General features: G+C 55.8%; 22 protein-coding genes and 4 tRNA genes. 10 read left to right on the top strand and 16 right to left on the bottom strand.

From position 1 onward, the window contains the following. Positions 1 to 8: 8 nt before the first annotated feature. From AC4EYZ_RS21590 to AC4EYZ_RS21570, 5 genes are all read right to left on the bottom strand, one after another. Positions 9 to 1,130, bottom strand: a complete 1,122-nt coding sequence (locus tag AC4EYZ_RS21590; protein WP_027958455.1) for a beta-ketoacyl-ACP synthase III — start codon at positions 1,128 to 1,130, stop codon at positions 9 to 11. A gap of 139 nt (positions 1,131 to 1,269) precedes the next feature. After that, a complete protein-coding gene (hrpA, locus tag AC4EYZ_RS21585) occupies positions 1,270 to 5,304 on the bottom strand; it encodes an ATP-dependent RNA helicase HrpA (RefSeq protein WP_490204011.1) in 4,035 nt (1,344 codons plus the stop codon). Positions 5,305 to 5,609: 305 nt separating this feature from the next. Beyond that, on the bottom strand, positions 5,610 to 7,280 hold the full coding sequence (locus tag AC4EYZ_RS21580) for an AMP-binding protein (RefSeq protein WP_474192888.1): 1,671 nt from the start codon (positions 7,278 to 7,280) through the stop codon (positions 5,610 to 5,612). Between the two features lie 210 nt (positions 7,281 to 7,490). Beyond that, positions 7,491 to 8,270 carry a class II glutamine amidotransferase gene (locus AC4EYZ_RS21575; RefSeq protein WP_474192889.1) on the bottom strand — a complete coding sequence of 260 codons (780 nt, stop codon included), beginning with the start codon at positions 8,268 to 8,270 and terminating at the stop codon, positions 7,491 to 7,493. 63 nt (positions 8,271 to 8,333) lie between these two features. Then, the gene (locus AC4EYZ_RS21570; protein ID WP_022522917.1) at positions 8,334 to 8,759 is read right to left on the bottom strand and encodes a hypothetical protein; all 426 of its coding nucleotides are present in this window, start codon (positions 8,757 to 8,759) and stop codon (positions 8,334 to 8,336) included. Between the two features lie 62 nt (positions 8,760 to 8,821). Between AC4EYZ_RS21570 and AC4EYZ_RS21565 the strand changes: the two genes are divergently transcribed. Then, positions 8,822 to 10,924 carry a S9 family peptidase gene (locus tag AC4EYZ_RS21565; protein WP_490204010.1) on the top strand — a complete coding sequence of 701 codons (2,103 nt, stop codon included), beginning with the start codon at positions 8,822 to 8,824 and terminating at the stop codon, positions 10,922 to 10,924. Between the two features lie 15 nt (positions 10,925 to 10,939). On the opposite strand, the gene AC4EYZ_RS21560 is transcribed toward AC4EYZ_RS21565, so the two are convergent. The 8 genes from AC4EYZ_RS21560 to grxD all read right to left on the bottom strand — a co-directional run bounded on the left by AC4EYZ_RS21560 (position 10,940) and on the right by grxD (position 16,989). Beyond that, positions 10,940 to 11,395 carry a YcgN family cysteine cluster protein gene (locus AC4EYZ_RS21560; protein ID WP_041159210.1) on the bottom strand — a complete coding sequence of 152 codons (456 nt, stop codon included), beginning with the start codon at positions 11,393 to 11,395 and terminating at the stop codon, positions 10,940 to 10,942. Between the two features lie 31 nt (positions 11,396 to 11,426). Next, positions 11,427 to 12,005, bottom strand: coding sequence for an acyl carrier protein phosphodiesterase (locus tag AC4EYZ_RS21555; protein ID WP_138800539.1), 579 nt, complete (start codon positions 12,003 to 12,005; stop codon positions 11,427 to 11,429). A 12-nt stretch (positions 12,006 to 12,017) separates the two neighbouring features. After that, on the bottom strand, positions 12,018 to 12,332 hold the full coding sequence (locus AC4EYZ_RS21550; RefSeq protein WP_022522914.1) for a YcgL domain-containing protein: 315 nt from the start codon (positions 12,330 to 12,332) through the stop codon (positions 12,018 to 12,020). Next, positions 12,332 to 13,465: a ribonuclease D gene (gene rnd / locus AC4EYZ_RS21545; RefSeq protein WP_035537978.1), complete on the bottom strand. Its 1,134-nt coding sequence runs from the start codon at positions 13,463 to 13,465 to the stop codon at positions 12,332 to 12,334. Before rnd ends, AC4EYZ_RS21550 begins: the two co-directional genes overlap by 1 nt. Positions 13,466 to 13,512: 47 nt before the next feature. Continuing rightward, entirely contained in the window at positions 13,513 to 14,118 is a 606-nt protein-coding gene (gene recR / locus AC4EYZ_RS21540; protein WP_009288010.1) for a recombination mediator RecR, read from the bottom strand. 3 nt (positions 14,119 to 14,121) lie between these two features. Then, positions 14,122 to 14,448: a YbaB/EbfC family nucleoid-associated protein gene (locus AC4EYZ_RS21535; RefSeq protein WP_022522912.1), complete on the bottom strand. Its 327-nt coding sequence runs from the start codon at positions 14,446 to 14,448 to the stop codon at positions 14,122 to 14,124. Between the two features lie 75 nt (positions 14,449 to 14,523). Continuing rightward, the gene (gene dnaX, locus AC4EYZ_RS21530; protein WP_474192340.1) at positions 14,524 to 16,476 is read right to left on the bottom strand and encodes a DNA polymerase III subunit gamma/tau; all 1,953 of its coding nucleotides are present in this window, start codon (positions 16,474 to 16,476) and stop codon (positions 14,524 to 14,526) included. Between the two features lie 162 nt (positions 16,477 to 16,638). Beyond that, complete coding sequence (gene grxD, locus AC4EYZ_RS21525) at positions 16,639 to 16,989, bottom strand: Grx4 family monothiol glutaredoxin (RefSeq protein WP_022522910.1); 351 nt, start codon at positions 16,987 to 16,989, stop codon at positions 16,639 to 16,641. Positions 16,990 to 17,250: 261 nt separating this feature from the next. Between grxD and argF the strand changes: the two genes are divergently transcribed. Next, on the top strand, positions 17,251 to 18,171 hold the full coding sequence (argF, locus tag AC4EYZ_RS21520; protein ID WP_474192341.1) for an ornithine carbamoyltransferase: 921 nt from the start codon (positions 17,251 to 17,253) through the stop codon (positions 18,169 to 18,171). Positions 18,172 to 18,244: 73 nt separating this feature from the next. Here argF and AC4EYZ_RS21515 read toward each other — a convergent pair. Beyond that, a tRNA-Ala gene (locus tag AC4EYZ_RS21515) sits at positions 18,245 to 18,320 on the bottom strand. Between the two features lie 202 nt (positions 18,321 to 18,522). On the opposite strand from AC4EYZ_RS21515, the gene uvrY reads away from it, so the two are divergent. From uvrY to nadB, 7 genes are all read left to right on the top strand, one after another. Further along, positions 18,523 to 19,173 (top strand): UvrY/SirA/GacA family response regulator transcription factor, encoded by a 651-nt coding sequence (gene uvrY, locus AC4EYZ_RS21510; protein ID WP_009288007.1) that lies wholly within the window; start codon positions 18,523 to 18,525, stop codon positions 19,171 to 19,173. A gap of 41 nt (positions 19,174 to 19,214) precedes the next feature. Next, a complete protein-coding gene (uvrC, locus tag AC4EYZ_RS21505; RefSeq protein ID WP_027958446.1) occupies positions 19,215 to 21,029 on the top strand; it encodes an excinuclease ABC subunit UvrC in 1,815 nt (604 codons plus the stop codon). A 95-nt stretch (positions 21,030 to 21,124) separates the two neighbouring features. Then, positions 21,125 to 21,673: a CDP-diacylglycerol--glycerol-3-phosphate 3-phosphatidyltransferase gene (gene pgsA, locus AC4EYZ_RS21500; RefSeq protein ID WP_027958445.1), complete on the top strand. Its 549-nt coding sequence runs from the start codon at positions 21,125 to 21,127 to the stop codon at positions 21,671 to 21,673. 84 nt (positions 21,674 to 21,757) lie between these two features. Continuing rightward, positions 21,758 to 21,832: transfer RNA gene (locus tag AC4EYZ_RS21495), tRNA-Gly, on the top strand. 86 nt (positions 21,833 to 21,918) lie between these two features. Continuing rightward, a tRNA-Cys gene (locus AC4EYZ_RS21490) sits at positions 21,919 to 21,992 on the top strand. Between the two features lie 68 nt (positions 21,993 to 22,060). Continuing rightward, positions 22,061 to 22,147, top strand: a tRNA-Leu gene (locus tag AC4EYZ_RS21485). 270 nt (positions 22,148 to 22,417) lie between these two features. Continuing rightward, complete coding sequence (gene nadB, locus AC4EYZ_RS21480) at positions 22,418 to 24,025, top strand: L-aspartate oxidase (RefSeq protein ID WP_039860105.1); 1,608 nt, start codon at positions 22,418 to 22,420, stop codon at positions 24,023 to 24,025. Here the strand turns inward: nadB and AC4EYZ_RS21475 are convergent. Both AC4EYZ_RS21475 and AC4EYZ_RS21470 read right to left on the bottom strand, forming a co-directional pair. Continuing rightward, positions 24,022 to 24,450 carry a hypothetical protein gene (locus AC4EYZ_RS21475; RefSeq protein WP_474191570.1) on the bottom strand — a complete coding sequence of 143 codons (429 nt, stop codon included), beginning with the start codon at positions 24,448 to 24,450 and terminating at the stop codon, positions 24,022 to 24,024. The two genes, nadB and AC4EYZ_RS21475, sit on opposite strands and share 4 nt — an antisense overlap. Beyond that, positions 24,410 to 24,703 (bottom strand): FAD assembly factor SdhE, encoded by a 294-nt coding sequence (locus AC4EYZ_RS21470; protein WP_039860102.1) that lies wholly within the window; start codon positions 24,701 to 24,703, stop codon positions 24,410 to 24,412. Before AC4EYZ_RS21470 ends, AC4EYZ_RS21475 begins: the two co-directional genes overlap by 41 nt. A 206-nt stretch (positions 24,704 to 24,909) precedes the next feature. Between AC4EYZ_RS21470 and AC4EYZ_RS21465 the strand changes: the two genes are divergently transcribed. Then, on the top strand, positions 24,910 to 25,206 hold the full coding sequence (locus AC4EYZ_RS21465) for an integration host factor subunit beta (RefSeq protein WP_008959540.1): 297 nt from the start codon (positions 24,910 to 24,912) through the stop codon (positions 25,204 to 25,206). Positions 25,207 to 25,287: the final 81 nt, after the last annotated feature.

Here is a 25,287-nt window from a genome sequence, read left to right as displayed (position 1 = left end):
ACAGACATCTACAAACGACGAATAACCACACTGCCCGCGCTATAACCTGCTCCAAAGGAGCAAATCACGCCAATATCGCCCTCCACAAGCGCCTCGCGATGGAGGTGAAAGGCGATTATAGAACCCGCTGAACTGGTGTTGGCGTAACGATCCAAAATAATCGGCGCCTGTGTTTCACTCGGGTCATAGCCCAATACTTTGCGGGCAATCAAATCGTTCATATGCCGGTTAGCCTGGTGTAGCCACATGCGCTTCAGATCGCCACCGGCCAACTCTAAGGAGGCCAAATGATCGGTGATCAATTTAGCCACCATCGGGCAAACTTCTCTAAACACCCGACGCCCTTCCTGCACAAACAGCTTATCCAAGGCGAGTGGGTCACTGTCCGTTACGCGGTTAAGGAACCCTGCATTATTACGGATCGCGTTGGAAAACTGGGTAACCAGACGCGTGCCAAGAATTTCAAACTGCTCATCGGCCACCGCAATAGCGCTATTTTCTAGTACCACAGCGGTACAAGCATCGCCGAAAATGAAGTGGCTGTCACGGTCTCGAAAGTTGAGGTGCGCCGAGCAAATTTCCGGATTGACCACCAGGGCACGCTTCACACTGCCGGAGGCTATGGCGTTGGCAGCCGTTTCCAAAGCAAACGTCGCTGAACTACAGGCCACATTCATATCGAACCCGTAACCACTTGTGCCCAAGGCCTGCTGCACCTCGACCGCCATAGCGGGGTAGGCACGCTCCAGGTTTGAGCAGGCCACGATCACCAGCTCGATGTCAGCAGCTTCTACCTTGGCAGCGGCCAGCGCCTGCCGCGCGGCAGCGGTCGCCATCTCGCACTGAATAGAGGGTTCGTCATTGCCCCGCTGCGGAAGTTTAGGCCGCATACGCTGTGGGTCAAGGATCCCAGCTGCATCGAGCACATAGCGGCTCTTAATACCGGAGGCTTTTTCGATAAATTCGCTGCTTGAATGTGCCAGCGGTTCGCGCTCGCCGCGCGCAATGGCTCCGGCATGCTGTTCATTCTCGCTGTCTACCCAAGCATTAAATGCCGCCACCAGGGCCGCATTATCAATGGCGTGTTCCGGTGTATAGAGACCTGTACCGGTAATCACCACATGTGTCATGCCAATCTCCTCTAAGCGGCTTGCCGACGTGACCGGCCATCAATGTAGCGTGCGACTTACGGCGAACCCATCACGTTACTGTGTGCGTAAAATAGCGGTTTTTCCAGCAACTTTTTTCAACAACTTTTTCCAACCACGGCTAAACGCTAGTGATCTCTTGCCAGCGTTTTTCCAATCGTTTTACCGACACCACCATGTTAGTCCCCAACTGCTGTGCAAATAGCGATACTCTAAGCTCCTGCAGCCACCAGCCAAAAGCGACCAATTCAGGATCTTCCACCCTTCCGCGTCGCTCGCTTTCGCGGCGGGCATCAAAGCGGGCCTCTAATGCCTGGACATCTTGCATCATCATTTGATCGCGACCGCGCTCACGGGCAGCTTTTTCAAGCCGAATGAGCGCCGCCTCAGTGTAGCGCGGGTATTCGTCCAGCCAAGCGCCCGCATCGCGGATAAAGCCTGGATAGACCAAGCGCTGCATCTGCGCGCTAACATCGCTATACACCAGCGCCAGCGCAAAATTAAGCTTCCCTTTAAGCACCTTGCTGACCGCCAAATGCCCTTTTAGCGCGGCCTCCACGCGCACCAGCAGTGCTTTCGCCTCGTCTACAAGCTGACCCTGAGTAGCGTTTAGTCGCTGGCTAAACTCGCCTTCCGAGCGCGGCAGGGGGTGCTGAGCAATCACCTGGGTAAACACCGCGAGCAGCAGATCGTCGATCAAAGCTTGTTTACTGCCCACTTTGGCGAACAGTAGCGCGCACTTCTCAACACCCGGCAGTTGCTTAATCGCTTTAACCTGTTCAGGTAGCTTGGCAATTGCCAGCCGGGCGATGCCCTCCTGGTGGGCAGCGTCAGCTTTTGCAGGGTGATCAAACAGCGCCACCTTGAACTCGCTGGCATCAATGCCGCTGGTTTTCGCAATCCTGCTTTCAGCGACCAGGGCAGGATACGCCTCTACGCGAATGCCTGCCTGGGTGGTAACGCGCGAAGCGGGCAGCGGCGTCTTGGGTAGCCCGGCCACAGCGGGCTCTTGGCTAACCTGTTCAGCCAGTGCCTGGGCGCCTGCGCTGGCTGCCGCTTCAAAGCGCTGCTCTAAAGCACGCAGATCGCGCCCCTGCCCTAAGGTTTCGCCCGCATGATCGACCACACGAATATTCATGATCAGATGCGGTTCGAGCACGTCGAGGCGCCAGTCGTCGGGATGCACCCAGGTCGATGTACGGCGGCGAATAAACTCCCCCAAGGCCTCGGTTAACGGGCGCTGATCGGGCACCAGGGTTTCCAGCGCCGCATCCACCCAATCAGGAATCGGCACCACCTGGCGGCGGATGCTTTTCGGCAGTGACTTCAGAAGCGCAATACACTTTTCACGCAGCAGCCCAGGTACCAACCACTCCAGAGCATGCACCGGCACCTGGGGCAACATTGCAGCGGGAACGGTCAGGGTAACACCGTCATCCTCGGCTTCGGGGTCAAAGTGGTAGCTTACCGGATACGCGACGCCCGCCAGAATCAAATGATCAGGATACTGCGCCTGGGTAACGTCCTCCGCGTCGCGCGCTTTAAGTGAATCAATATCGAAATGCAGTAATTGTGGCTCTTGCTGCTCGGCCTGCTTGCGCCAGTGCTCAAAGCCCTTGCCGTTGACTATCTCCGCCGGGATCCGCTGGTCGTAAAAGTCATAGAGCGTGTCTTCATCGACCAGAATATCTCGCCGCCGAGCGCGATCTTCCAGCGCTTCGACTTCGTCGATCAACGCGCGGTTATGAGCAAAGAAGGCACCTTTGGTGTGAAATTCCCCTTCCACCAGCGCACGGCGAATAAACAGCTCCCGGGACTCCTGGGGCGCGATTGGCCCGTAATGTACCTTGCGCCGCGCCACAATCGGCAGACCAAACAGCGTGACCTGTTCAAAGGCCACTACCTGGGCGCGCTTCATTTCCCAATGCGGTTCGCTGTAGCTGCGTTTAACCAGGTGCTGCGCCTGGGGTTCAATCCACTGGGGATCGATTTTGGCCACGGTGCGGGCAAACAGCTTGGAGGTTTCCACCATCTCGAACGCCATGATCCACTTGGGCGACTTCTTGGCCAACCCTGAGCCTGGATGAATCATAAACTTGCGATTGCGGGCGCCGAGATACTCGCGGTTCTCCACCAACGTCCCCAGATTAGAGAGCAGCCCCGAGAGTAGCGCCTGATGCACCTTGCCCGACGTTTTACGCCGCGTTTGACGCGCCTGTTCTTCGCTCTCGTCTTCATTACGGGGCGGCGGCGCGGGCACGTCGATATCCATATCGCGCAGCAGTTGGCGCAGTTGGCGGAAGGTGTCGTGCCATTCGCGCATGCGCAGGTAGTTGATGTAGTGCTCGCGGCACCAGCGGCGCAGTTGATTACCTGAAAGCGCCTCACGGGCATTCTCAATGCCGTGCCAAAGGTTCAGCAAGGCGACAAAATCGGAATCCGGATCATGCCAGCGCTGGTGAGCTTGGTCGGCCGCCTGGCGCTTATCCGCCGGTCGGTCGCGGGGGTCTTGGATGGCTAGCGCCGAGACGACGATCAGCACATCGCGAAGGCTGCCGAATTCGGCACCCGCCAACACCATTCGCGCCAAGCGCGGGTCAATCGGCAGCCGCGCCAGCTTACGCCCAAGCGGAGAAAGGCGCTGCTTGTCGTCCACCGCCCCCAGCTCGAACAGCAGTCGAAAGCCGTCTTTAACAAAGCGGCTATCCGGTGGATCAACAAACGGAAAGGCCTCGATATCGCCGAGCTTGAGCCCCAGCATCGAGAGAATCACCGAGGCAAGGTTGGTGCGCTGGATTTCCGGGTCGGTAAAGCCGGGCCGGGATAGGAAATCCTCTTCGCTGTAGAGGCGAATACACACGCCTTCGGCAATCCGCCCACAGCGCCCTTTACGCTGGTTGGCGCTGGCCTGGCTAACCGCTTCTACCGGCAGTCGCTGGATCTTGGAACGGTAGCTATAGCGGCTGATACGTACGAGGCCAGGGTCAATCACGTAGCGAATCCCAGGCACGGTCAGCGACGTTTCCGCGACGTTGGTGGCGAGTACAATGCGCCTGCCACGGTGCGGAGCAAACACACGGTTCTGCTCTTCGTTGGAGAGTCTCGCGTAGAGTGGCAGGATTTCAGTGCCTTTCAGCTCGGCGCGGCGCAGGGTATCGGCGGTTTCACGAATTTCGCGCTCACCAGGTAAAAACACCAGCACATCGCGAGGGCCATGCAACCAGCCTTTTTCACGCTCAACGGCTTCAATCTCTTCCACCGCGTGCAGAATGCCCTCTTGCAGCGTGCGGTCTTCTTCATCGTCCTCATCGCGCACCAGCGGCCGGTAGTGTACTTCAACGGGGTAGGTGCGCCCGGTGACTTCCACCACCGGTGCAGGCGTCTTGGTGGTGCCGAAGTGTTTGGCAAAGCGCTCCACGTCGATAGTCGCCGAGGTAATGATGACTTTTAGATCGGGCCGCTTGGGTAGTAAGCGCTTGAGGTAGCCGAGCAGAAAGTCGATATTCAGGCTGCGCTCGTGGGCCTCATCAATAATGATGGTGTCGTAACGCAGCAGCAGCGGATCATGCTGGGTTTCGGCCAGCAAGATCCCGTCGGTCATCAGTTTGACCAGGGTCGTCGGGCTGCTCTGGTCGGTGAAGCGCACCTGATAGCCCACCTGCTCGCCCAGAGAGACTTCCAACTCTTCCGCCAGGCGACCGGCAACGCTGCGGGCAGCCAAGCGACGCGGCTGAGTGTGGCCAATTAAGCCACGGCGGCCCCGGCCCAGCTCTAAACACATTTTAGGCAGTTGGGTGGTTTTGCCTGAGCCGGTCTCCCCCGCCACCACCACTACCTGATGATCACGAATGGCGTTAACGATATCTTCCCGGCGTTCGACCACCGGCAATTCTGGCGGGTAGTTGAGGGCGACCTTTTGGGTTTCGCGCTGGCCAAGCTGCTGCTGGGCGCGGCTAAGCTCGCGCTGGACTTCGTCCAAGCCACGACTAATCGGCTTGTTATCGCGCAGGCGACGGTTTAAACCGGCCAGCCGCCGCTCCAGCCGCTCTGCATCGCGCAGCATCACATCGCCCGCGGCCTGTTTCAGCGACGCAAGACGTTGACTATCGGTGGGGGCTGGGGATGTGTCGGTGGTCACGATTGAGTCGGCTTCCATTCGCTTGGGCATTTAACAAGAGATATTAGTAAGAGTTATAAAAAATCAACCCGCTCAATTGAGCGGGTCGTATAGTGTAACGCTTTCAGCTCCGCGACGCCTAACCACAAAGCAAGCAGGAAGCGGGCGAGCCCAGGTTTCCACAAGGGCGCTGTGAACCCATCCGTAGGCGCTACTTTCGCCATCTGACCGCCATGGATGGCGGAAATGCCGGAATTGTCAGGAATATTTTCCGGCCATGGCGAAAGACCCTTGTTACAACCTGCCCTCGCCCGCTAATCGAGTGTTTATTAATGGCTATCTGATTACGTTTTTGAGGGTTCTTCGTCACGCAACTGTCGGCGGAGTACTTTACCCACATTGGTTTTGGGCAGCTCATCGCGAAACTCTATGATCTTAGGTACTTTGTAGCCAGTGAGCTCTTTTTTGCACCAGTCGCGTAGCGTTTTTTCATCTAGCTGATCATTTTTACTGACCACAAACAGCTTTATGGCTTCGCCAGCATTTTCGTCCGGCACGCCGACCGCTGCAGACTCAAGCACATCCGGGTGCGCTGCCACCACATCTTCAACTTCGTTGGGATAAACATTAAAGCCAGAGACCAGGATCATGTCTTTTTTGCGATCAACGATGCGGATGTAGCCGTCATCTTGTAGCACAGCGATGTCGCCAGTGTGGAACCAGCCATCCTCATCGATGGCGTCACGGGTTTCGTCTTCGCGCTGCCAGTAGCCTTTCATCACCTGCGGGCCTTGCACGCACAATTCTCCCGGCTCGCCCAGCACCACGTCGCTGCCATCGGCGTCGACGACTTTTACCGCGGTGCCTGCCACGGGCTTACCGATAGTGCCCAGTTGGATCGCATCGGTCGGGTTGAAGCTGACAATGGGAGAAGTCTCGGTCAGGCCATACCCTTCGGCGATTGGGCAACCGGTGGTTTTTTCCCACCGCTGCGCCGCTGCTTTGGTCAGCGCCATGCCGCCGGAGATCGTCAGCTTCAATTTAGAAAAATCGAGCTGCTTGAAGTCGTCGCGATTACACAGCGCATTAAACAGCGTGTTGAGGCCAATAAAAGCGGTAAAGGGCAGCCCCTTGAGCTCTTTGACAAAGCCATCCAGGTCGCGAGGGTTAGTGATCAGCAAAGAGTGGTTACCGGTTTCCATTAGGAACAGGCAGTTAACCGTAAAAGTATAAATGTGATAAACCGGTAGCGGTGCGATAACCAGCTCTTCGCCATCGGTCAAATGAGTACCAATCGCTTCCCGCGCTTGCAGCATATTGGCGATGAGATTGCGATGGGTCAGCATGGCACCTTTTGGCATACCCGTGGTGCCACCGGTATATTGAAGCGCGGCTAAATCGTCGGGACTCCTCTTGACCTCGGTATGACTTAGCGAGGCACCTTTTTTTAGCGCATCGCGAAAGCCAACCGCACTGGGCAGTGAATAAGCAGGCACCATTTTCTTAACGTGCTTGACCACTGCATTGATTAACCAGCGCTTGGGCACATCGTGCAAGTCAGCTAGCTGGGTGATGAGCACATGCTTGATATCTGTTTTATCGAGCACTTTCTCCAGCTTATCCGCCATATTGGCCAAAATCACAATGGCTTTAGCGTTGGAGTCCTTGAACTGGTTGGCCATTTCCCGCTCGGTATATAGCGGGTTGGTGTTGACCACGACCAAGCCTGCGCGCAGTGCACCAAATACCGCCACAGGAAACTGCAGTACGTTGGGCAACTGGATGGCGATACGATCACCGGGAACGAGGTCGGTTTCATGCTGTAGCCATGCAGCAAAGTCTGCAGAGAGGCGGTCAAGATCAGCGAAAGAGAGCGTTTTTCCCATGCAGGAAAAAGCTGGCTTGTCCTTAAAGCGTGCTACTGCGTTATGAAAAACATCCGTGACTGAATCGTACTGATCCAACCCTTCAAGCGCTGGGCCACGTAGAACGGCGGCGTTGGCGTGTTCGCTCATGGGCAATCTCCGCTATTAGCGTCGGCGTAAGTCACCGACCTTGTTGTTGTCGCTAGACTCTATCTGAAAAGAGGTAAAGAAGCCCAACGATATACGACCTCTAACAGGCTGTAAAACGATCGATTGAAACTGACGTTTCAACTTTAGCCCATAGTCGGGCTCACCTGATGCGCTGCAACTTCCCTCATTTCAATTTAGTAGATGGTTTCTTTATGGACAGTAACGTGCCTGAATTTCTCCATCGCGCCAGACCAATAGCTCGCCCGGCACCATGCGCTGCCAGGCTTCATTGTGGGTGAGCGGTTCAGTGGCAATCACTGAAACGATGTCATCAGGTGTGGTATGTTCGGCAAAATTTACCGTCATCTCGGCGTCGGAGAGCTCTGCCTCGCCGAAGGGCGCGCAGCGCGTAATGTGCGCCAGTTTCGTGGCGCAAAATGTATACAGGTAGATTCCATCGGAGAGCAGCATATTGAACACGCCCAGCGCTCTTAGCTGCTCGCATAGCTGGTGCAAGCGCCCCCACAGCGTTGCGGGATCAGCGGGCGGGGAAGGAAACTCGCGGCGAAGCTCGCCCATTAACCAGCAGTAGGCGTGCTCGCTATCAGTGCTGCCAACTGGGATGTAGTTTCCTAATGCTAGGCGCTCCCAGCCACTTAATTGCCCATTGTGGGCATAACACCAGGGCCGCCCCCACATTTCTCGCGTGAACGGGTGGGTATTGGCAAGCTTTACGCCCCCCACGTTGGCCTGGCGAATGTGACTGATCACCACATTGGACTTAATCGGGTAATCGCAAATTAGCCGGGCGATAGGGGAATCGACGGAGGGATGGGGGTCGCGAAAATCGCGGTAACCGCCCTCTTCGTAGAAGGCAATTCCCCAACCATCGCGATGAGGGCCGGTGCCCCCACCGCGATGCAAAAAGCCCGAAAAGCTAAAACAGATATCGGTGGGCACATTGGCGCTCATACCCAGCAGTTCACACATACGCTTTACCAATACATAGACACCCGGCGCTCTCTGCAAAAGCATGGAACCTAAACACAGCCATTAACCAATCACCGGTTCGCGACGGCGTGGTGATTCGCTTTCATCGGCACTCTCTTCTTCCTGGGCGACATACTCATCGTCCCCAGGACGGCGCCACCACCACAGAGCAACGCCAATCAGCGCGCCTAATGCCATCCCCAACACCAGCCACATTAGCCCGCCACGAAGTGCTGCGCCGTTGTTTTCTAAAAACCCAACCGCCGCCACCATCGCCGAAGGTGCCCAACCGGTATAGAATTCACCCTCTTCTATTAACGGCAGCCGGAAAGTGGCGGGTGCCCATATTGCCCCTGCCACCATCCAGGTCAGCACAAGACGTGGCAAGCGAGGCAGAAAAGTGAACGCAAAATAGACCGCGACAATCACTAACAGCGACAGCCCGTAATAACTCAACCACAGTAGTGGCGTTGAATTTGCAAACAGCATAATACCCCTCATATGGGTGAACTCACCCGACGTTGATTTCCCGTTATGGTACCTATCAATTTATGAAAGCACAGCAAGGCATACCTTCAGGCTTACCCGCTGCACACTATTATCGCGCTAATGACCCGCAATGGCACTGGTTAGAAGAGCGCGACGACCCACAGGTCAGTGCCTTTTTAGAGGCCGCCAACCAGCAACAAGCCGATTGGTTTGCCCCGCTTTCCCCGCTGGAGGAAGCGTTATACCAGAGTCACCTGGCGCGCCGCGAATTAGCGGTGACCAGCCTTAAGACAACGCTTGACCACTTCACGTTCTGGAACGAAACCAGTGCCGAAGATGATTACCCCTGCTGGTGGCGCCACCCCAATCGCCAGCCTGAACAACAGGAATGCTTTTTCGACGTTAGAGCCCGTGCCGCCGAGCAAGACTTTTACGACATGGGCGATATGGCGCTGTCACCCGATGAGCAGTGGTTGGCCTGGACAGAAGATACTCAAGGCGACGAGCGTTTTACTCTGTGGCTGAAAGCGCTGCCTAACGGAACGCCCGTGCAACTATTAAGCGATATTGGTGCGGGGCTTTGCTGGGCAGAAGATCAAACTGCCACTACAGCGACGCTGCTGTTCACGCGGTTTGACGACACTCAGCGCCCAGACAGCGTTTGGCGGCTTGCGCTTTCACTGATGGAGTCTGATGCTGCAAATGAGCCAGTATTGGTGCTACGGGAAGAGGATCCTGAGTTTTGGCTCGGTATTGGCAAAACGCGCTCGCGGTCGTGGCTGCTGCTAGAAAGCGGCTCAAAAGACACCAGTGAAATTCACCTATTGGCCGCTCACTCTCCTGATTCAGCCCCGCTGTGTATTCAGCAGCGCCAGGCGGGGGTTGAGTACAGCATTGATCACCGACCAGGCAGCTTTTACCGCCTGCATAACCAGGCAGGTGCTCACTTCCAGCTCGACTTCCTGCCCGAAAGTCAGCTTGGTCAGCCCCAATTGAATTGGCAAACGTTAATCGCCCACCGTGAAGAAGCCACCCTGGAAGGTGTTGATGCGTTCTCTTGGGGGCTGATGCTGGCTGAGCGCGATCATGCCCAGGCGCAAGTGCGTTTGCGGCGTTTACTTTTCGATGCCCAGCATAGCTGCACCCTGGATGAGACCCTGGCACTGCCTGAACAACCCTGTTCGCAGATGCTTGAAGATGCCCCGCACTTCGATACTCAGGTAGTGCGCCTGCGCGAAGAGTCGTTTACCCAGCCGCCCAGCTGGTTTTCACTCGATCTAACCAGCGGCGAGCGGACGCTGCTGAAACGGGTACCTGTTTACGGCAATTTACAGCCGGAACAGCTCGTCAGTCGCCGCCTTTGGGCCACCAGCAGCGACGGTGAGCAAGTGCCCGTATCGGTGGTGATGCGCGCCGACCTGGCAGATCAGCCCTTACCCACGCTGCTGTATGGCTACGGCGCTTACGGTGAGGCTCTCGACCCCTGGTTCTCGATCGCCCGGCTGGAACTGCTTGAGCGCGGTGCGGCCTTTGCCGTTGCTCATGTGCGTGGCGGCGGCGAGCGCGGCGAACCCTGGTATTTAAACGGCAAGATGGCCCACAAGGAGAACAGCTTTAACGATTTCCTGGCCGCCCGGGAAGCGCTTGTGGAGCAGGGTGTCAGTGATTCACAGCGCATAGCGGCCTATGGCGCCAGCGCTGGAGGGCTGCTGGTCGGCACCTGCATTAATCGTGCCCCGGAAAAGTTTTGCGCCGCTCTGCTAGACGTGCCCTTCTTAGACGTGCTGCGCACGATGCAGAACCCGGAGCTGCCTCTGACGACCGCGGAGTACAGCGAGTGGGGCAACCCTGAAGAACCAGAGGTCGCCGAGCGAATAGCCGCTTACTCACCTATCGATAACATTAAAGCGCAGATATACCCTGCACTATGGATTGAGGGCAGTTGGTTCGACACCCGTGTCAGCTACTGGGAGCCCGCCAAGTTTTATGCCCAGGTGACACAGCAGCAGCTGGGTTCAGCGCCGATTTTGATGCGTACCGATATGAGCAGCGGCCACGGCGGCGCATCCGGTCGATTCAAAGCGTGGCGCGATACCGCCCGCCAAGACGCGTTTATTCTCTGGGCGCTGGGACTGCACTCGCAAGCATCTTCAACTGCTGAGTAAAGTGCTCGAAGGGAACTACATCGGCAGCACGGCAATAATATGCGACTCCAATTGCTGCTCGGGCACCTCATCTTGGGACACCGCAAAGCTGCGTACGCTGACGCCTTTGCGGTGAACCCGCTCGGCATCATTGCTTAACAGCGGATGCCAACCCGCCAACTTGCGCCCTTCAGCCACCCGCCGATAACCACAGCTCTGCGGCAGCCAGGTGAACTCTTTAACCAAGGCAGGCGTCAGTTGGGTGCAGTCGGGAACGGTTTCAAAGCGGTTCGCATAATCGCTGCACTGGCAACTGTGAATATCCAGCAAGCGACAAGCAACGTTCAGTACTGCTAACTCCTGAGTATCCTCGTCGTGCAACTTTAGCAGGCAGCACTGCCCACAGCCATCGCATAACGCTTCCCACTCCTGGGGCGTCAACTCTTCGAGGGTAAAGCGCTCCCAAAAACGTTCGCGCATTGCGGTCTCCATCGTCTCCTGGCTCATTATTACGAAAAACTCATTATGATGGGGGTGTATCTTGGTGGCTTAATTCAGCCAATAGTTCGGGCCATAGGGTCTGGAAATCGGCCTCTAACGCTTGATAATCGTCGTACAGCCAAGGCACTAAAGCAGCCAACTGATTGGGGCCAGACAAACGCCGCCCAATCCCGGCAACGGCCCGGCAGGTAAACGCAAAGTCAGCATAGCCTCTTAGCCAGTCCTGCTCGACGAGAATCGGCATCATACCGGCCAGCCGGTTCGGCGCGGTACGGGCGGAGAGCAGTCGATAACAACGCTCAATAATCGCGTCCTGATCCGCCTGCCCTGCCGTATCTCGAGCCAGAAAATGATCCCACACCATATCCAGGGCTATCCCCGCATAGCGCCGCTGCCCCGTTGGCGCACGGCGCCGTGCATTAACAACGCTAGGATGACTATCCACCCAGGCATCTACCCGGCGGTGATGGCGAATGCCCAGTGCAGTAGCAGCAGGCCAATCGGCCAAATTGCGCCCCTTAACGCCATCGGCAATTAAATTGCCGTAGAGGAAATCATCGCTACCAGCGCTCACCAACCACGCATGGGCAAGAAAATTCATAACCGGATGGTGCTACTGTTCGTCAGAGCGGGCATCAGAGCGCGAAGCCACATGGGCACGATGCACGTCGAGCAAATAGGCCTCTTTCGGCGGCGGCATTTGCAGGTAGAACCCTTTGTCTTTAATCCCTTCCACCACGTCTGCCGCATTAACCCGTGACAATTTTTTGTCAGCGGTCAACAGCATGGTAAACACCGGTACAGGCTTGCCGAAGGTTTCAAGTAATTGCGCTGGGACGTCTGCAAATCCTTGACGCTTATCGACGTATAAGTACATTTCATCTTTACGCGAGCTTTTAAAAACCTCGCAAATCAGCTTGTCGCTCATTATGCTCGCTCCTCAAGGGCCTGGGCCAACGCGCCATTCAGACATTCGCCACGCCAACCGGTCGGCCAGGTGAGAGGTTCCCCTGCCAAGTCCTGCATCACCAGTGTTTCAATATCACGGCGGCGCATGAGCATTTCCGGTGCCACACCCAAGTCATTAGCTTTAGCGGTTACCGCCTTCTTGAGTGCTTTAAAGCGTGATTTGAACGTCGGGTGCATGGGGTCTGGCCAACGCTTGGGCAGCGCCTCTTCATCACAGTGCTGGGCCTGTTTGACCATTGCCAGCAGTGCGTCACCCTCTTTTTTGATCAGCATCGGTTTAACGCCTTCCACCTCAGCGAGCTCGAAGCGATTACTGGGCATCTTTTCGGCGATCGCAAATAGCAGCTTGTCGCTAATCAACCAGTTGCGCGGCAAGTCACGACGGCGTGTCTCGCCTTCACGCCAGGTGGTCATCAGCCGATACGCTTCCATTTGCCGGGGCGTCAAGCGCCACAATTGGCGTTGACGGGTATACCACTGCTGGTCGTTATCGACGCTGCGGCCCGCCTGTTCAATTAAGCTAGCACACTCAGCGTCTACCCATTCACGCCGCCCCAACATGGCGAGTTTTTCAGCCTGGAGCGTCCAGACTTTTAACAAATAGATCACATCCAGAGCAGCGTACTGGCACTGCGCAGGCGACAGCGGGCGTAATAGCCAGTTTGAGCGGGTCTCTTCCTTAGGCAGGGTTTCGCCGACCCAAAATTCGACCAGCTTTTGATACCCCATTCCAGGATTTTCGCCTAAAAATCCTTGTACTACCTGAGTATCGATTAACGGTTCCGGCAATACACCTGCCCAGTGCTGGAAGACTTCTAGATCTTCGCTGCAGGCGTGCAGTAACTTGATAGCACTATTTTGCAGCAGGGCTCGGAATTTATCAGTACACGGGACGGCTACCGGATCAATCAGATAAGCCTCTTCCCCCGCGGTGAATTGAACCAACGCCGGCACTGGAAAGAACGTGTTCTCTCGGAAAAACTCGGTATCCAGAGCAATTACAGAAGCATCGGCTACTTGCTCACACGCTGCATCGAGCGCCTCTGGAGTATCAAGCCATTGATAAGAGGGGGTCAGAGAGGACAAAAGCATTCTTCCAGGTTGGCGCAAATACTAAAGCATTTGCGTTTTAGGTAGGCTTATTCACTGGCAAACGGCAAGCGACCATTAAATGCACGGCTCAAAGTGCCGCCATCTACGTACTCCAGCTCTCCACCCATGGGAACGCCATAGGCAAGCCGCGAGAGTTTGACACCGTGTTCTGCTAGTAGCGAAGCAATATAATGGGCGGTCGCTTCACCTTCGATGGTGGGGTTAGTCGCCAACACCACCTCTTCGATGAGCCCTTCTGCAACACGCGCTTCCAGTAAGTCTAAACCGATCGACTCAGGCCCCACGCCATCTAGCGGCGAAAGGTGCCCGTGGAGCACAAAATAGCGCCCCTTAAAACCACCGGCTTCTTCAATCGCCAATTGATCGGCAGGCGACTCCACCACGCAAAGTAGTGCATCATCGCGCCGCGGGCTTTCACACAGCATGCAGATCTCTGCTTCAGTGAGCGTGCGGCAGCGCTGGCAGTATCCAACTTCATCGATCGCTTGTTGAATAACCGCCGCCAGACGCTGCCCTCCAGGACGCTCACGCTCCAGCAAATGCATCGCCATGCGCTGAGCCGTTTTGGGCCCAACGCCTGGCAATACGCGAAACGCATCCATTAACTGCTCAACGAGAGGAGAAAAACGCATTGCTTAGAACGGCATCTTAAAGCCGGGCGGAAGGTTCAAACCTGCCGTCGCTTCTTCCATTTTCTGTTTAGAACTGACTTCCAATTTGCGCACTGCGTCATTGACCGCCGCGGCTAGCAAATCTTCCAGCAACTCTTTGTCCTCTTCCATGACGCTGGGGTCAATGGTCACGTTTGAAACGTCATGGCGACCGTTCATGGTGACCTTGACCATACCGGCACCCGCCTCACCCTGGACTTCGGCTTTGGCGACCTCTTCCTGGGCTTGCTGCATTTTTTCCTGCATCTCTTGGGCTTGCTTCATTAAGTTGCCCATTCCACCTTTAAGCATGGTCTGATCTCCAACATACGTAGTTAAAAGGTATAGCTAAAACGAGTGTTTCTATCACGCGTCTAGAAAATGAGCTTAGCGCATAGCGTTGGCAGGCTTTACGCTGGATTCTATCAGCTTTGCCCCAAACGCCTGCTGTAACTTTTGTACATGGGGGTCGTGATTGAGTAGATCAACCGCCTGGGCATGACGCTCTTTATTAAGACGCTCTTCGCGCTGCCGTGGCGTCTCAAGGCTATTAGACAACTCGGCAACGTAAAACGCTATTCGCCTTGGCATGCCCTGCTCTTTTAGCGCCCGCTCAATGCGGGTTTGATGTACTTCCGCCTGCATGGCCTCTTGGCTGGGGTCGAGGCGCAGCGTCAGCAGCGTACCGTCGTCACTCTCGACCAGGCAGTTACCCGCCAAATTACGGGTTAAGCCACCCAAGCCAAGAGAATCAAAGCACTGCAACCACTGCGCATTATCCAGCTTGCCAGACTGAATGTCCGGCCGGCTTTCTGGAAAGGCTTCTGGCGCTAACACCGTTGAGGACTCCACCGTTTGTGGCTCGGCATCGGGTGAAGGCGCTGAGGCTGGCACTGGCTCAGTAGCAAGTTCTGATTCAGACATAGCCTCTGGCTCAGAGGCTTGCTGGGGAGCTTCCACCTCAGACGCTTGCGTATCCGCTTCGACTGCCCAAGGCGGTGGCTCTTGCAGCGGCGGCTCCTCTTCAGCGGCAGACGCTGTCTGCTCAGGGCTTGGCTCTAATGGCGTTTCAGGCTGAGCGCCTGGTGTGGAATGGACTTCTGGCTTTGCATCAGCTGCTGGCGAGGGCTGCGGCGACGGTGATGGCGTCTCTGCTACTTGGGCACTCGTTTCGGTCGCTGCCGATTGAGAAGGCTCGCGGCGAAGCGGTAGCGGGGTACGCGGCGGTTTCGGTACACCCTGAGGGCGAAATGCCAACATACGCAGCAACGTCATCTCTAACGCGCTGCGCAAATCAGGAGCGTGCACCATGTCCCCACGCCCCTGAATACCAATCTGGTAATAGAGCTGAATGTCTTCAGCAGTGAAGCGGCTTGCCAGCTGCAGGATAGCATCACGATCACCGTGGCTGTTATCCACGGCATCCGGCACCATCTGCGCCACTGCCAAGCGGTGCAGTATGCTCGATAGCTCATCCAACACCGCGGCAAAGTCCGGGCCTTGCTCGGCTAATTCGGCCACTTCGGAGAGCAGGCGCTGTACATCCACATCGGCCAGAGATTCTGCCAGCCCAAGAATATGGCGATGATCCAGGGTGCCCAGCATGGCGGCCACATCCGCATGACGAACGGCCCCCTGGCCAAACGCAATAGCCTGATCGGTGAGGCTCATGGCATCGCGCATTGAGCCTTCCGCCGCCTTACCCAATAGCCACAAGGCGCTTTCATCAAAAGCGACGCCCTCTTCACCCAACACATAGGTGAGATGCTCCACCACGCGCTCTGGTGGCATATGTTTGAGGGTAAATTGAAGACAGCGTGAAAGTACCGTCGGCGGCAGTTTTTGCGGATCGGTGGTCGCCAACAGAAATTTAACGTGAGGGGGAGGCTCTTCCAGCGTTTTCAGCAGCGCATTGAAACTGCTGGTGGAAAGCATGTGCACCTCATCGATCAGGTACACCTTATAACGCCCTTGGGTAGGCGCATACTGGACATTGTCCAGCAGTTCCCGGGTATCTTCTACTTTGGTTCTTGACGCCGCATCGACCTCAATAAGATCAACAAAGCGCCCTTCATCAATTGCCTGACAGCTATCGCACTGCCCACACGGTGTAGAGGTAATGCCCTCATCACCACGTCCGTTAGCCGTGCAGTTCAAACACTTGGCAAGAATACGCGCCAAGGTGGTTTTGCCCACACCGCGAGTCCCCGTAAACAGGTAGGCATGATGCAAACGACCCTGATCCAGGGCATTGACCAAGGCGCGTTGAACATGGGCCTGGCCCACGAGTTCGTGGAATGTGCGAGGCCGCCACTTACGGGCCAGAACCTGATAACTCATGAAGCTGTACTTCCTTCGGCGGGCTGACTTGCCCCACGCTGTAGCCAGCGCGGGGCAAAGGCCACGATGCATAACAAAGACGATGCGAGAACAAACGCCATTCTAACGGTTGCACCGCAGCCCGCCAACCGCCTGAATAAAGCGGGCTATTTTAGACAACGCCTAGGCGTTATCACCACCTTCCGCCGCACCAGCACGCTCAGCAGCGGCTTTTACTAGCTTTTCCAGCTCGCCACTTTGATGCATCTCAACCACGATGTCGCAACCACCCACCAGCTCGCCTTCTACCCACAGTTGTGGGAAGGTCGGCCAGTTAGCAATTTTGGGCAGCTCGGCGCGAATATCCGGATTATCCAGAACGTTAACGAACGCAAAACGCTCGCCACAGCTCATAAGCGCTTGGACGGTCTGGGCAGAAAACCCACACTGAGGCAGTTGGGGCGAACCTTTCATGTAAATCAGGATCGGATTTTCGCTAATTTGACGCTGAATGTTTTCGGCAGTTGTGCTCATACTATTTCCTCGCTTATTGATGACCGATGCCCTCTCACTCATCTACTAGGCTTAGCCCTTGAACCAGATCCTTGAACCTGATTCTAAAACCTAGCCCTTGTAATGGGTACTTGAGACTAGTACTTAAGAAATCGTACTTAGAATAGTACCTGAGTAGAGCGCTCGGCTTTAACGTGTATATGGCATTCTACGCATGCCGTTCGCGTTGCGCATCCCCTGCAGCATAGCTAGGATAGTGTTTTTGCGCGGAGAGAAGCCCTTATGGCGACACGCCATTTCCTGACCTTGCTAGATTTGACCCCAGATGAGCTGGACTATTTGATCCAGCGTGCCATTACGATCAAAACTAATCTAAATGCCCAAGGTCCTGTTTACACACCCTTCCCCAACCGTACCCTGGCGATGATCTTTGAAAAATCATCGACGCGTACACGGGTTTCGTTTGAAACGGGAATGGCACAGTTTGGCGGCCATGCACTCTTTCTCTCCCCCCGCGATACTCAGCTGGGTCGTGGCGAACCAATTGAAGACACCGCTCGCGTACTGTCTGAAATGGTCGATGCGGTGATGATTCGCACCTTCTCCCACGCTGGGCTGGAAACCTACGCCAGCGCCAGCAGCGTACCGGTGATTAACGCCTTAAGCGATGACTACCACCCCTGCCAGCTACTTGCCGACGTGATGACCTGGACTGAGCTACGCGGCAGCGTAAAGGGACGCACAGCAGTGTGGATTGGTGATGGTAACAACATGTGCCACTCCTGGATCAATGCCGCTCGCCAATTCGGTTTCCATCTGCGCATTTGCTGCCCGAAAGGCTACGAGCCCCGAGCCGATATTATGGCGGCCGCTGGCGATCAAGTAACGCTGCTGCACGACCCTCAGGAAGCGGTAAAGCACGTCGACCTGATCACCACCGACGTTTGGGCCTCCATGGGCCAAGAGGAGGAGCAGGCGAAACGTGAAGCCGACTTCGCAGGTTTCCAAGTTACTGAAGCCATGCTCGATCAGGCAGACCAAGACGTCCTCTTCCTGCACTGCCTGCCTGCCCATCGCGGAGAAGAGATCAGCCACACGCTGCTCGACGACCCACGTGCCGTGGTTTGGCAGGAAGCAGGCAACCGCCTGCATGCACAAAAAGCGTTGATCGAGTTTTTGCTTCTGGGTAAGGTCACTGAATAAACGATTTACTGCAAACAAAAAAAGCCTCGTTTAAACAACGAGGCTTTTTTCTAATATTGGGTGAAATTTTTGTTGGTGGAGCCTAGCGGGATCGAACCGCTGACCTCAACACTGCCAGTGTTGCGCTCTCCCAGCTGAGCTAAGGCCCCACGTGCTGTCTTTCCAACAGCGAGGCGGATACTACGGTGAACATTTACCGCGGTCAAGTTTTTACATCAGCAGCGGACAACTAATTCTCCTTTGTCGTTAGCTGTGGCACTCTATATGCACATATAGTTAACAAGATAGAGTAGTGTCCAAGTCCAAGGCCAACGCCTGAGTCCATGATGTTTCCAAGCAGGAGCCTGTCCATTGATCAGTGTACTTATCGCCGATGATCATCACCTAGTAAGAACTAGCATTGCTCACCTGCTAAATGAAGAGTGTGACATTAAAATTGTGGGCGAGGTCGACGATGGCGAAAGTGCAGTAACACAGTGTCGCCATTTAAAACCCGACATCGTGTTGATGGATATTCGCATGCCGGGCATAGGCGGGCTCGAAGCCACTCGACGCATTCACCGCAACATGGAAGACGTGAAGGTCTTGATCTTGACCGCGCATATGGAAGACAGCGTGCTGCGCCGCATGCTTGAAGCAGGTGCTTCAGGCTTTTTAAGCAAAGGTGCAGATGCGATAGAGATGACCGATGCCATTCGCCAAGTGTTTCATGGCCGCCGCTATGTCAGTCAGGAAATTGCCCAACGCCTGGCGCTTTCGCACTTCACCGAGGAAGATAATCCGTTTAGCCACCTCTCCCACCGTGAGCTACAGATTGCCCTGATGATCGTTAACTGCCAGCGAGTGCAAGATATCTCCGATCGCCTGCACTTAAGCCCTAAAACGGTAAACACCTATCGTTACCGACTCTTTGATAAACTACAGGTTGCCACCGACGTCGAGCTTACTCACTTAGCGCTCCGTCACGGGCTGGTCGAGGGGTTTGACGCCACCCAAATATAACCCCTATCTTCCCTGCTGTTATCGGGTACCGACACGCTAATATGACCTTTGATTCAAAACAGTTCTTGAGCTCGGTAAGCTCCTCGCCAGGGGTTTACCGCATGCTTGATGAGCAAAGCAATACGCTCTATGTGGGCAAAGCCAAGCGCTTAAAGGCACGCCTAGCCAGCTATTTCCGTGGTCAACTGAATACCAAAACCCAGGCCATGGTGGGGCGTATCGCCGACGTTCAGGTCACCGTCACCCGCACGGAAACTGAAGCCCTTCTGCTCGAACAGACGCTGATCAAACAATTGCGTCCGCCTTATAACATTTTACTGCGCGACGATAAGTCCTACCCGTTTGTCTTTGTCACCGACCGCCACCCTTACCCGGCACTTGAGTATAAGCGCGCCCGTCAGCGCAGCGACGATGGTCGCTACCTAGGCCCCTACCCTAGCAGCGGAGCCGTGCGTGAAAGCTTGGCGCTGATGCAAAAGATATTTCATATTCGCAACTGCGAGGACAGCGTCTTTGCCCATCGCTCACGCCCCTGCTTGCAGTATCAGATTCATCGCTGTAGCGCTCCCTGCGTCGACTATATCTCCGCCGAAGACTACCGGCGCGACCTCGAACACGCAGTGATGTGCCTGGAAGGCAAAAGTGAGAGTGTTACTCAAGAACTGATGGAGGCGATGGAAAAGGCCAGCCAGGCACTCAACTTCGAGGAGGCCGCCCGTCTTCGCGACCAGGTTCAGCAACTGCGCCAGCTTCAGCAACGCCAGTTTGTCGACACCGGCGGCGGTGATGCGGATATTTTCGCCCTCGCCCAGCGCCCCGGTGCACTGGGCGTTTCGGTGTTGAGCGTGCGCGATGGTCGCCTGCTGGGGGCGCGTCATCACACGCCGAAAAACGATCTGGATCTACCGCTTGAAACGCTGCTCACCGAAGTAGTCAGCCAATACTATTTCGGTCAACCGCACAACGTGCCCAGCGAAGTGATTACCAGCCACCCGTTAGACGACAGCGAGCTGATTGCCGAAGCGCTGACCCAACAGGCGGGCAAGCGCATTCGCGTTACCAGCCAAGTGCGCGGCCACCGCGCCCAGTGGCAACAGCTCGCCATTACCAACGCTGAGCAGCAGCTAGCCTCTCAACTGGCCAACCAAACCCAGCTCACTCAACGCTTTACCGCCCTGCAGAAAGCGCTGGACTTAGCGGACACACCGCAACGCCTGGAGTGTTTCGACATCAGCCATAGCCACGGCGAGGCGACCGTTGCCTCCTGCGTGGTGTTTGATCACCAAGGCCCACGCAAAAGCGATTACCGCCATTTCCGCATTGAAGGGGTAGCCGCCGGTGATGACTACGCTGCCATGCAGCAGGCCCTAACCCGACGCCTTAAGCGCGTGAAAAGCGGTGAAGCAGTCGCCCCTGACATCCTGATCGTCGACGGTGGCAAGGGCCAGCTCAATATGGCCCGCGAGGTGTTTAAAGAACTCGACATCGTCAACATCATTCTATTGGGTGTCGCCAAAGGCACCACGCGCAAGGCGGGGCTTGAAAGCCTGTTTGTGGAAACAGCGGACAATCCGCTAGATTTGGACCCTGCCTCCCCCGCCCTACACTTGATCCAGCATATTCGTGATGAATCACACCGTTTTGCCATTGCTGGCCACCGCGCTCAGCGCGATAAAGCGCGACGCACTTCAACCCTACAAGATATCCCCGGCATTGGCCCCAAACGTCGACGGGAATTACTGCGCTTTTTCGGCGGCCTGCAGGGCGTGCAAAAGGCCAGCCGCGATGAACTCGCTCGCGTACCGGGCATTAATGCGTCGTTAGCCGAGAGTATTTACCGAGCACTCAACGGATAAACGCCCGTTTGGCATGGATGCCATCGGCCAAGGGGGATAGAATGAGGCCAGACACTTCGAATCCTCTGATTTTCCGGCAAGGATCGCTCTCTGCGATGAATATACCCAACATACTGACACTGGCGAGAATCGCCTTTATTCCGCTGCTAGTGGTGCTGTTTTATCTACCCTTCAGTTGGAGCATGCCCGTGGCGGCCGGTCTATTTGGTCTGGCCTCCATTACCGACTGGCTGGATGGCTATTTAGCGCGACGCTGGAATCAGTCAACGCCTTTTGGCGCTTTTTTAGACCCAGTGGCTGACAAACTCATGGTGGTCGTCGCCCTAGCGCTATTGATCGAGCGTTACGACACCCTGGTGCTGACGCTCCCTGCGCTGGTGATTATCGGCCGGGAAATTGTCATTTCGGCGCTGCGTGAGTGGATGGCTGAAATGGGCAAACGCGGCATGGTGGCGGTTTCTTGGATAGGCAAGCTTAAAACCACTCTGCAAATGGTGTCACTGCTGATCTTGCTGGCGCTTCCACCGACGCACGAATTTGCGCTGTTAGGCGTTGTAGTACTATATACCGCCGCTATCCTAACGCTGTGGTCGATGATTCAGTACCTAAAAGCCGCCTGGCCGCATCTTAGCCGCTCCATGTAAGCTGCTGATAAGTAAATAAGGAACACACGCTAATTCATTGATTGACAACGCGGTGGCGATCCGTATAATTCGCCCTCGAGTCGAGCGGGAATAGCTCAGTGGTAGAGCATCGCCTTGCCAAGGCGAGGGTCGGGAGTTCGAATCTCCTTTCCCGCTCCATTTTGGATGTGTGGTATTGAAGGCTAGGGTCGTGAGCTGGTGCGCCAGTCCGATCGAATCTACTTTCCCGCTCCAACGACTTTTGAGGCTGGATGGCAGAGTGGTTATGCAGCGGACTGCAACTCCGTGTACGCCGGTTCGATTCCGACTCCAGCCTCCATCTTTGTGTAGCAGTGGTGTTTTAAGCAGAACGAAACAGCATTGCGATGTGATTTTTTGTGATGTATAGCCCGGATGGCGAAATCGGTAGACGCAAGAGACTTAAAATCTCTCGGGGGCAACCCCGTGCCGGTTCAAGTCCGGCTCCGGGCACCATTTCTGTTGTTTTACTTCCCCTCCAGCTTTTCTTCTTCAGTCATTTATTTCCTGTATCGGTTTTCTTTACGCGGCCTTTTACCGCGCCTATTCGCGTACTCGAACATCGCGCAATTGTCTCCCCGAATATCACTCATTTCTTAAGCCGAAGCATCGCTAAACGCTAATCGCCGCGCTATGATGCCTGCCTTCTAACTTTTCGCGCGCGACGAAGCTAGTGACGTTTAGGGTTTGCAATATTTCGGTCAGTATCAAGGGGGAGCGGGCACCATGAGCACGCCAACATCCGATGTACTTATCATTGGCGGCGGCGTCGCTGGGCTCACCCTTGCCTTGGAAGTGGCTGACCACAGGTCCGTGACGCTGGTTCGCCCTGCACAAGATGATCAAGGCGCCAGCCGCTGGGCTCAAGGCGGCATTGCGGCCGTGCTCTCGCCGGATGACGACCTTGACGCGCATATCAATGACACCTTGGTGGCTGGCGATGGGCTATGCGATATCGAGGCCGTTCGCTTTACCGTTACCCATGGGCCCGCTGCTATTCAGTGGCTGATTGATAAGGGTGTTCCCTTTACACCCGAGCACGACCCTGCCGCACGCTACCCATATCATCTAACCCGAGAAGGCGGCCACAACGCACGGCGGATCATACATGCTGACGACGCCACCGGCCGTGCCGTGGTGGATACGCTGGTAGACAAAGTAGCGCAGCACCCCAACATCACCCAGCGCAACGATCTAACGGTGGTTGGCCTGCTACAAGATCCCCAAGGTGCCTGCCGCGGCGCCTATGGCAGCGATGCCAACCACCAGTGGCACTCGCTCACTGCGCGCCATACTGTATTGGCCACTGGCGGCGCAAGCGGCCTTTACCGCCACACCACTACGCCCGCTCCTAGTAGCGGCGAAGGCATGATGATGGCTGCTGAGCTGGGTGCTCGGTTAATGAATCTAGAGTTTCAACAGTTTCATCCAACCTGCCTGTTTGACCCCGAAGGCCCGGCGTTTTTGATAAGTGAGGCGGTTCGTGGTGAAGGCGGGCATCTGCTCAATGAGGCGGGAGAGCGTTTCATGCTGGCGCTGGATAAGCGCGCGGAGCTAGCCCCGCGGGATGTCGTCGCCCGCGCCATTGATGCAGAAATACAGCGCAGCACTCTGGGCCACGTGTGGTTGGATATTCGCCATTTAGGTGAAAAGGCAATTCGCCACCACTTCCCCACTATTCTGGCGCACTGTGCCTGCCGGGGGATTGATATCACCCAGCAGGCTATCCCCGTGGTGCCTGCCGCCCATTATAGCTGCGGCGGTGTCGCCACCGACTTGCAAGGCGCCACGAACGTTGCCAACCTCTATGCCATCGGTGAAACCGCCTGCACGGGGCTTCATGGCGCCAACCGTATGGCCAGCAACTCGCTGTTAGAGTGCTTGGTATTTGCCCGCAGCTGTGCACAAGCGCTGTTAGCCGACGTGGAACAGCACGGCCAAACGACCAGCGGTAGCGGATTTCAGCCCCCGGCGCAGGCTGCGGCGACTGTCTTACCCAAGGCAGTACTCAGCGATATACGCCAACAAATGCGCACCACCATGAGCCAGCATGTCTCCATTGTGCGCAGCGCCACCGGGCTAAGTACTGCCCTGACGCACTTGAAGTCACTGCTAAACAGCGTGGAAGAGATTCAGGGAGCCCTAACAGCCCCGGAAGGCAAACGCCTGCACCAGACCCTACAGTTAGCACTATTGACTGTTCTCGCCGCTCAGCAGCGGCATGAGTCACGCGGGCTGCATTACTCCACCGACTGGCCTAGCCGGCAGCCTGAAGCCGTTGCTTCTTCGCTTGCGATGAACGACTTAACAGACGCGTTAGCAACAAACCGCTAGCGGCCCGGACGATGAAAGAGCTTGCGCGCCTCACGCAAGCTTTGTTGAGGCGCGCTATCAGGCCAGAGCCAAACCCGCTGCTTACCCACATAAAGCCCTATTAACCAGGGCCCTAGATAGTCACAGCGTACTCGATCCGTATCGCCCAGAGCCTCATTTCGCGTGAGAGCCCCCTCTTCAGGCTGCGACTCGCGCAGCCAACGACCTTGAACTTGTGGCGCCGTCGACGTCAGCGAGAGCACGCCTTTGGGTTGACGAAGATAGCCGCGCCATCCAAGGACAACGCCTAACACCGTTATCGCCACCGCCGCTGGCATGCCCCCTACCCAATAGCTCAGCGCCACAGTGCCGATCAACAATCCACATTGGGCTAGTAGCCAATACTTAGAGGGTACGATAGGCAGAATTATCGGTGGTTTCAGCATGTTCAACGATCATTTGTACGATACGCCGCTGGCTAGGCTCCTCGGGCCACTCTCGGTGCATCAGCCAGACAAAAAGATCCTGATCCTCGCCTTCAATGAGCTGCTGGTAGGCCAGTTGATCCGCTTCGCTAAGATGGTCAAAACGCTGTTCAAGAAATGGAATAAGCAGCAGGTCAAGCTCCCACATACCGCGCCGGGAGTGCCAGTAAAGCCGTTTGCGCAAAATGGCTGCTGGGGAATTATCGTCGTTCAACGTCAGCCGCTCCAGTTATATAAATGAAAGGCCAGTATACCTAAGCTGTGGGGTCGCGCCAGCGCCCTCCATCGCCTATGCTATTAAAGAGTGTAGAACCTTGTTTTATCTGAATTGTTTTATACTGAATTGCGCAGTATGCTGAATTTGATGTTAGCGAGGTCGAGAGCGCGTCACGGCCTTCAATGTTCGCAGGGAGCCAACCGATGACTAAATCTGAATTAATCGAACAAATTGCGATGCGTCAGCCGGAGTTATCCGCCAAAGATGTTGAAACGGCGGTGCGTATTATCCTGGACGACATGACGGATTCTCTAGCTAGCGGCGGTCGTGTTGAAATCCGTGGTTTCGGCAGTTTTTCACTGCACTATCGGGAGCCGCGGGTAGGGCGCAATCCAAAAACAGGCGATGCAGTCGATCTGGAAGGTAAGTATGTGCCGCACTTCAAGCCTGGCAAGGAGCTACGCGAGCAGGTAGACGCTAGTCGAGCACTAGGCTACTAAAACGCGACTATTAATTTCTGTGGGATGACGTCGCCGCTTGAGTCGTACACAATAGCGCTACCGTGAACGTCACAGACTAGG

This window comes from Vreelandella sp. 162(4c) (genome assembly GCF_058152265.1).
This window is presented reverse-complemented; position numbering and strand designations above follow the sequence as displayed.

Coding starts and splice junctions, on each gene's coding strand:
- AC4EYZ_RS21575 (WP_474192889.1), bottom strand. CDS start 8,270: ATGTGTGAACTGCTGGGTATGAGCGCCAATGTGCCCACCGATATCTGT.
- AC4EYZ_RS21580 (WP_474192888.1), bottom strand. CDS start 7,280: ATGAGCGAACACGCCAACGCCGCCGTTCTACGTGGCCCAGCGCTTGAA.
- uvrC (WP_027958446.1), top strand. CDS start 19,215: ATGACCTTTGATTCAAAACAGTTCTTGAGCTCGGTAAGCTCCTCGCCA.
- pgsA (WP_027958445.1), top strand. CDS start 21,125: ATGAATATACCCAACATACTGACACTGGCGAGAATCGCCTTTATTCCG.
- AC4EYZ_RS21475 (WP_474191570.1), bottom strand. CDS start 24,450: ATGCTGAAACCACCGATAATTCTGCCTATCGTACCCTCTAAGTATTGG.
- AC4EYZ_RS21570 (WP_022522917.1), bottom strand. CDS start 8,759: ATGCTGTTTGCAAATTCAACGCCACTACTGTGGTTGAGTTATTACGGG.
- grxD (WP_022522910.1), bottom strand. CDS start 16,989: ATGAGCACAACTGCCGAAAACATTCAGCGTCAAATTAGCGAAAATCCG.
- AC4EYZ_RS21565 (WP_490204010.1), top strand. CDS start 8,822: ATGAAAGCACAGCAAGGCATACCTTCAGGCTTACCCGCTGCACACTAT.
- rnd (WP_035537978.1), bottom strand. CDS start 13,465: ATGCTTTTGTCCTCTCTGACCCCCTCTTATCAATGGCTTGATACTCCA.
- recR (WP_009288010.1), bottom strand. CDS start 14,118: ATGCGTTTTTCTCCTCTCGTTGAGCAGTTAATGGATGCGTTTCGCGTA.
- AC4EYZ_RS21560 (WP_041159210.1), bottom strand. CDS start 11,395: ATGGAGACCGCAATGCGCGAACGTTTTTGGGAGCGCTTTACCCTCGAA.
- argF (WP_474192341.1), top strand. CDS start 17,251: ATGGCGACACGCCATTTCCTGACCTTGCTAGATTTGACCCCAGATGAG.
- dnaX (WP_474192340.1), bottom strand. CDS start 16,476: ATGAGTTATCAGGTTCTGGCCCGTAAGTGGCGGCCTCGCACATTCCAC.
- AC4EYZ_RS21550 (WP_022522914.1), bottom strand. CDS start 12,332: ATGAGCGACAAGCTGATTTGCGAGGTTTTTAAAAGCTCGCGTAAAGAT.
- nadB (WP_039860105.1), top strand. CDS start 22,418: ATGAGCACGCCAACATCCGATGTACTTATCATTGGCGGCGGCGTCGCT.
- AC4EYZ_RS21555 (WP_138800539.1), bottom strand. CDS start 12,005: ATGAATTTTCTTGCCCATGCGTGGTTGGTGAGCGCTGGTAGCGATGAT.
- AC4EYZ_RS21535 (WP_022522912.1), bottom strand. CDS start 14,448: ATGCTTAAAGGTGGAATGGGCAACTTAATGAAGCAAGCCCAAGAGATG.
- AC4EYZ_RS21465 (WP_008959540.1), top strand. CDS start 24,910: ATGACTAAATCTGAATTAATCGAACAAATTGCGATGCGTCAGCCGGAG.
- hrpA (WP_490204011.1), bottom strand. CDS start 5,304: ATGGAAGCCGACTCAATCGTGACCACCGACACATCCCCAGCCCCCACC.
- AC4EYZ_RS21590 (WP_027958455.1), bottom strand. CDS start 1,130: ATGACACATGTGGTGATTACCGGTACAGGTCTCTATACACCGGAACAC.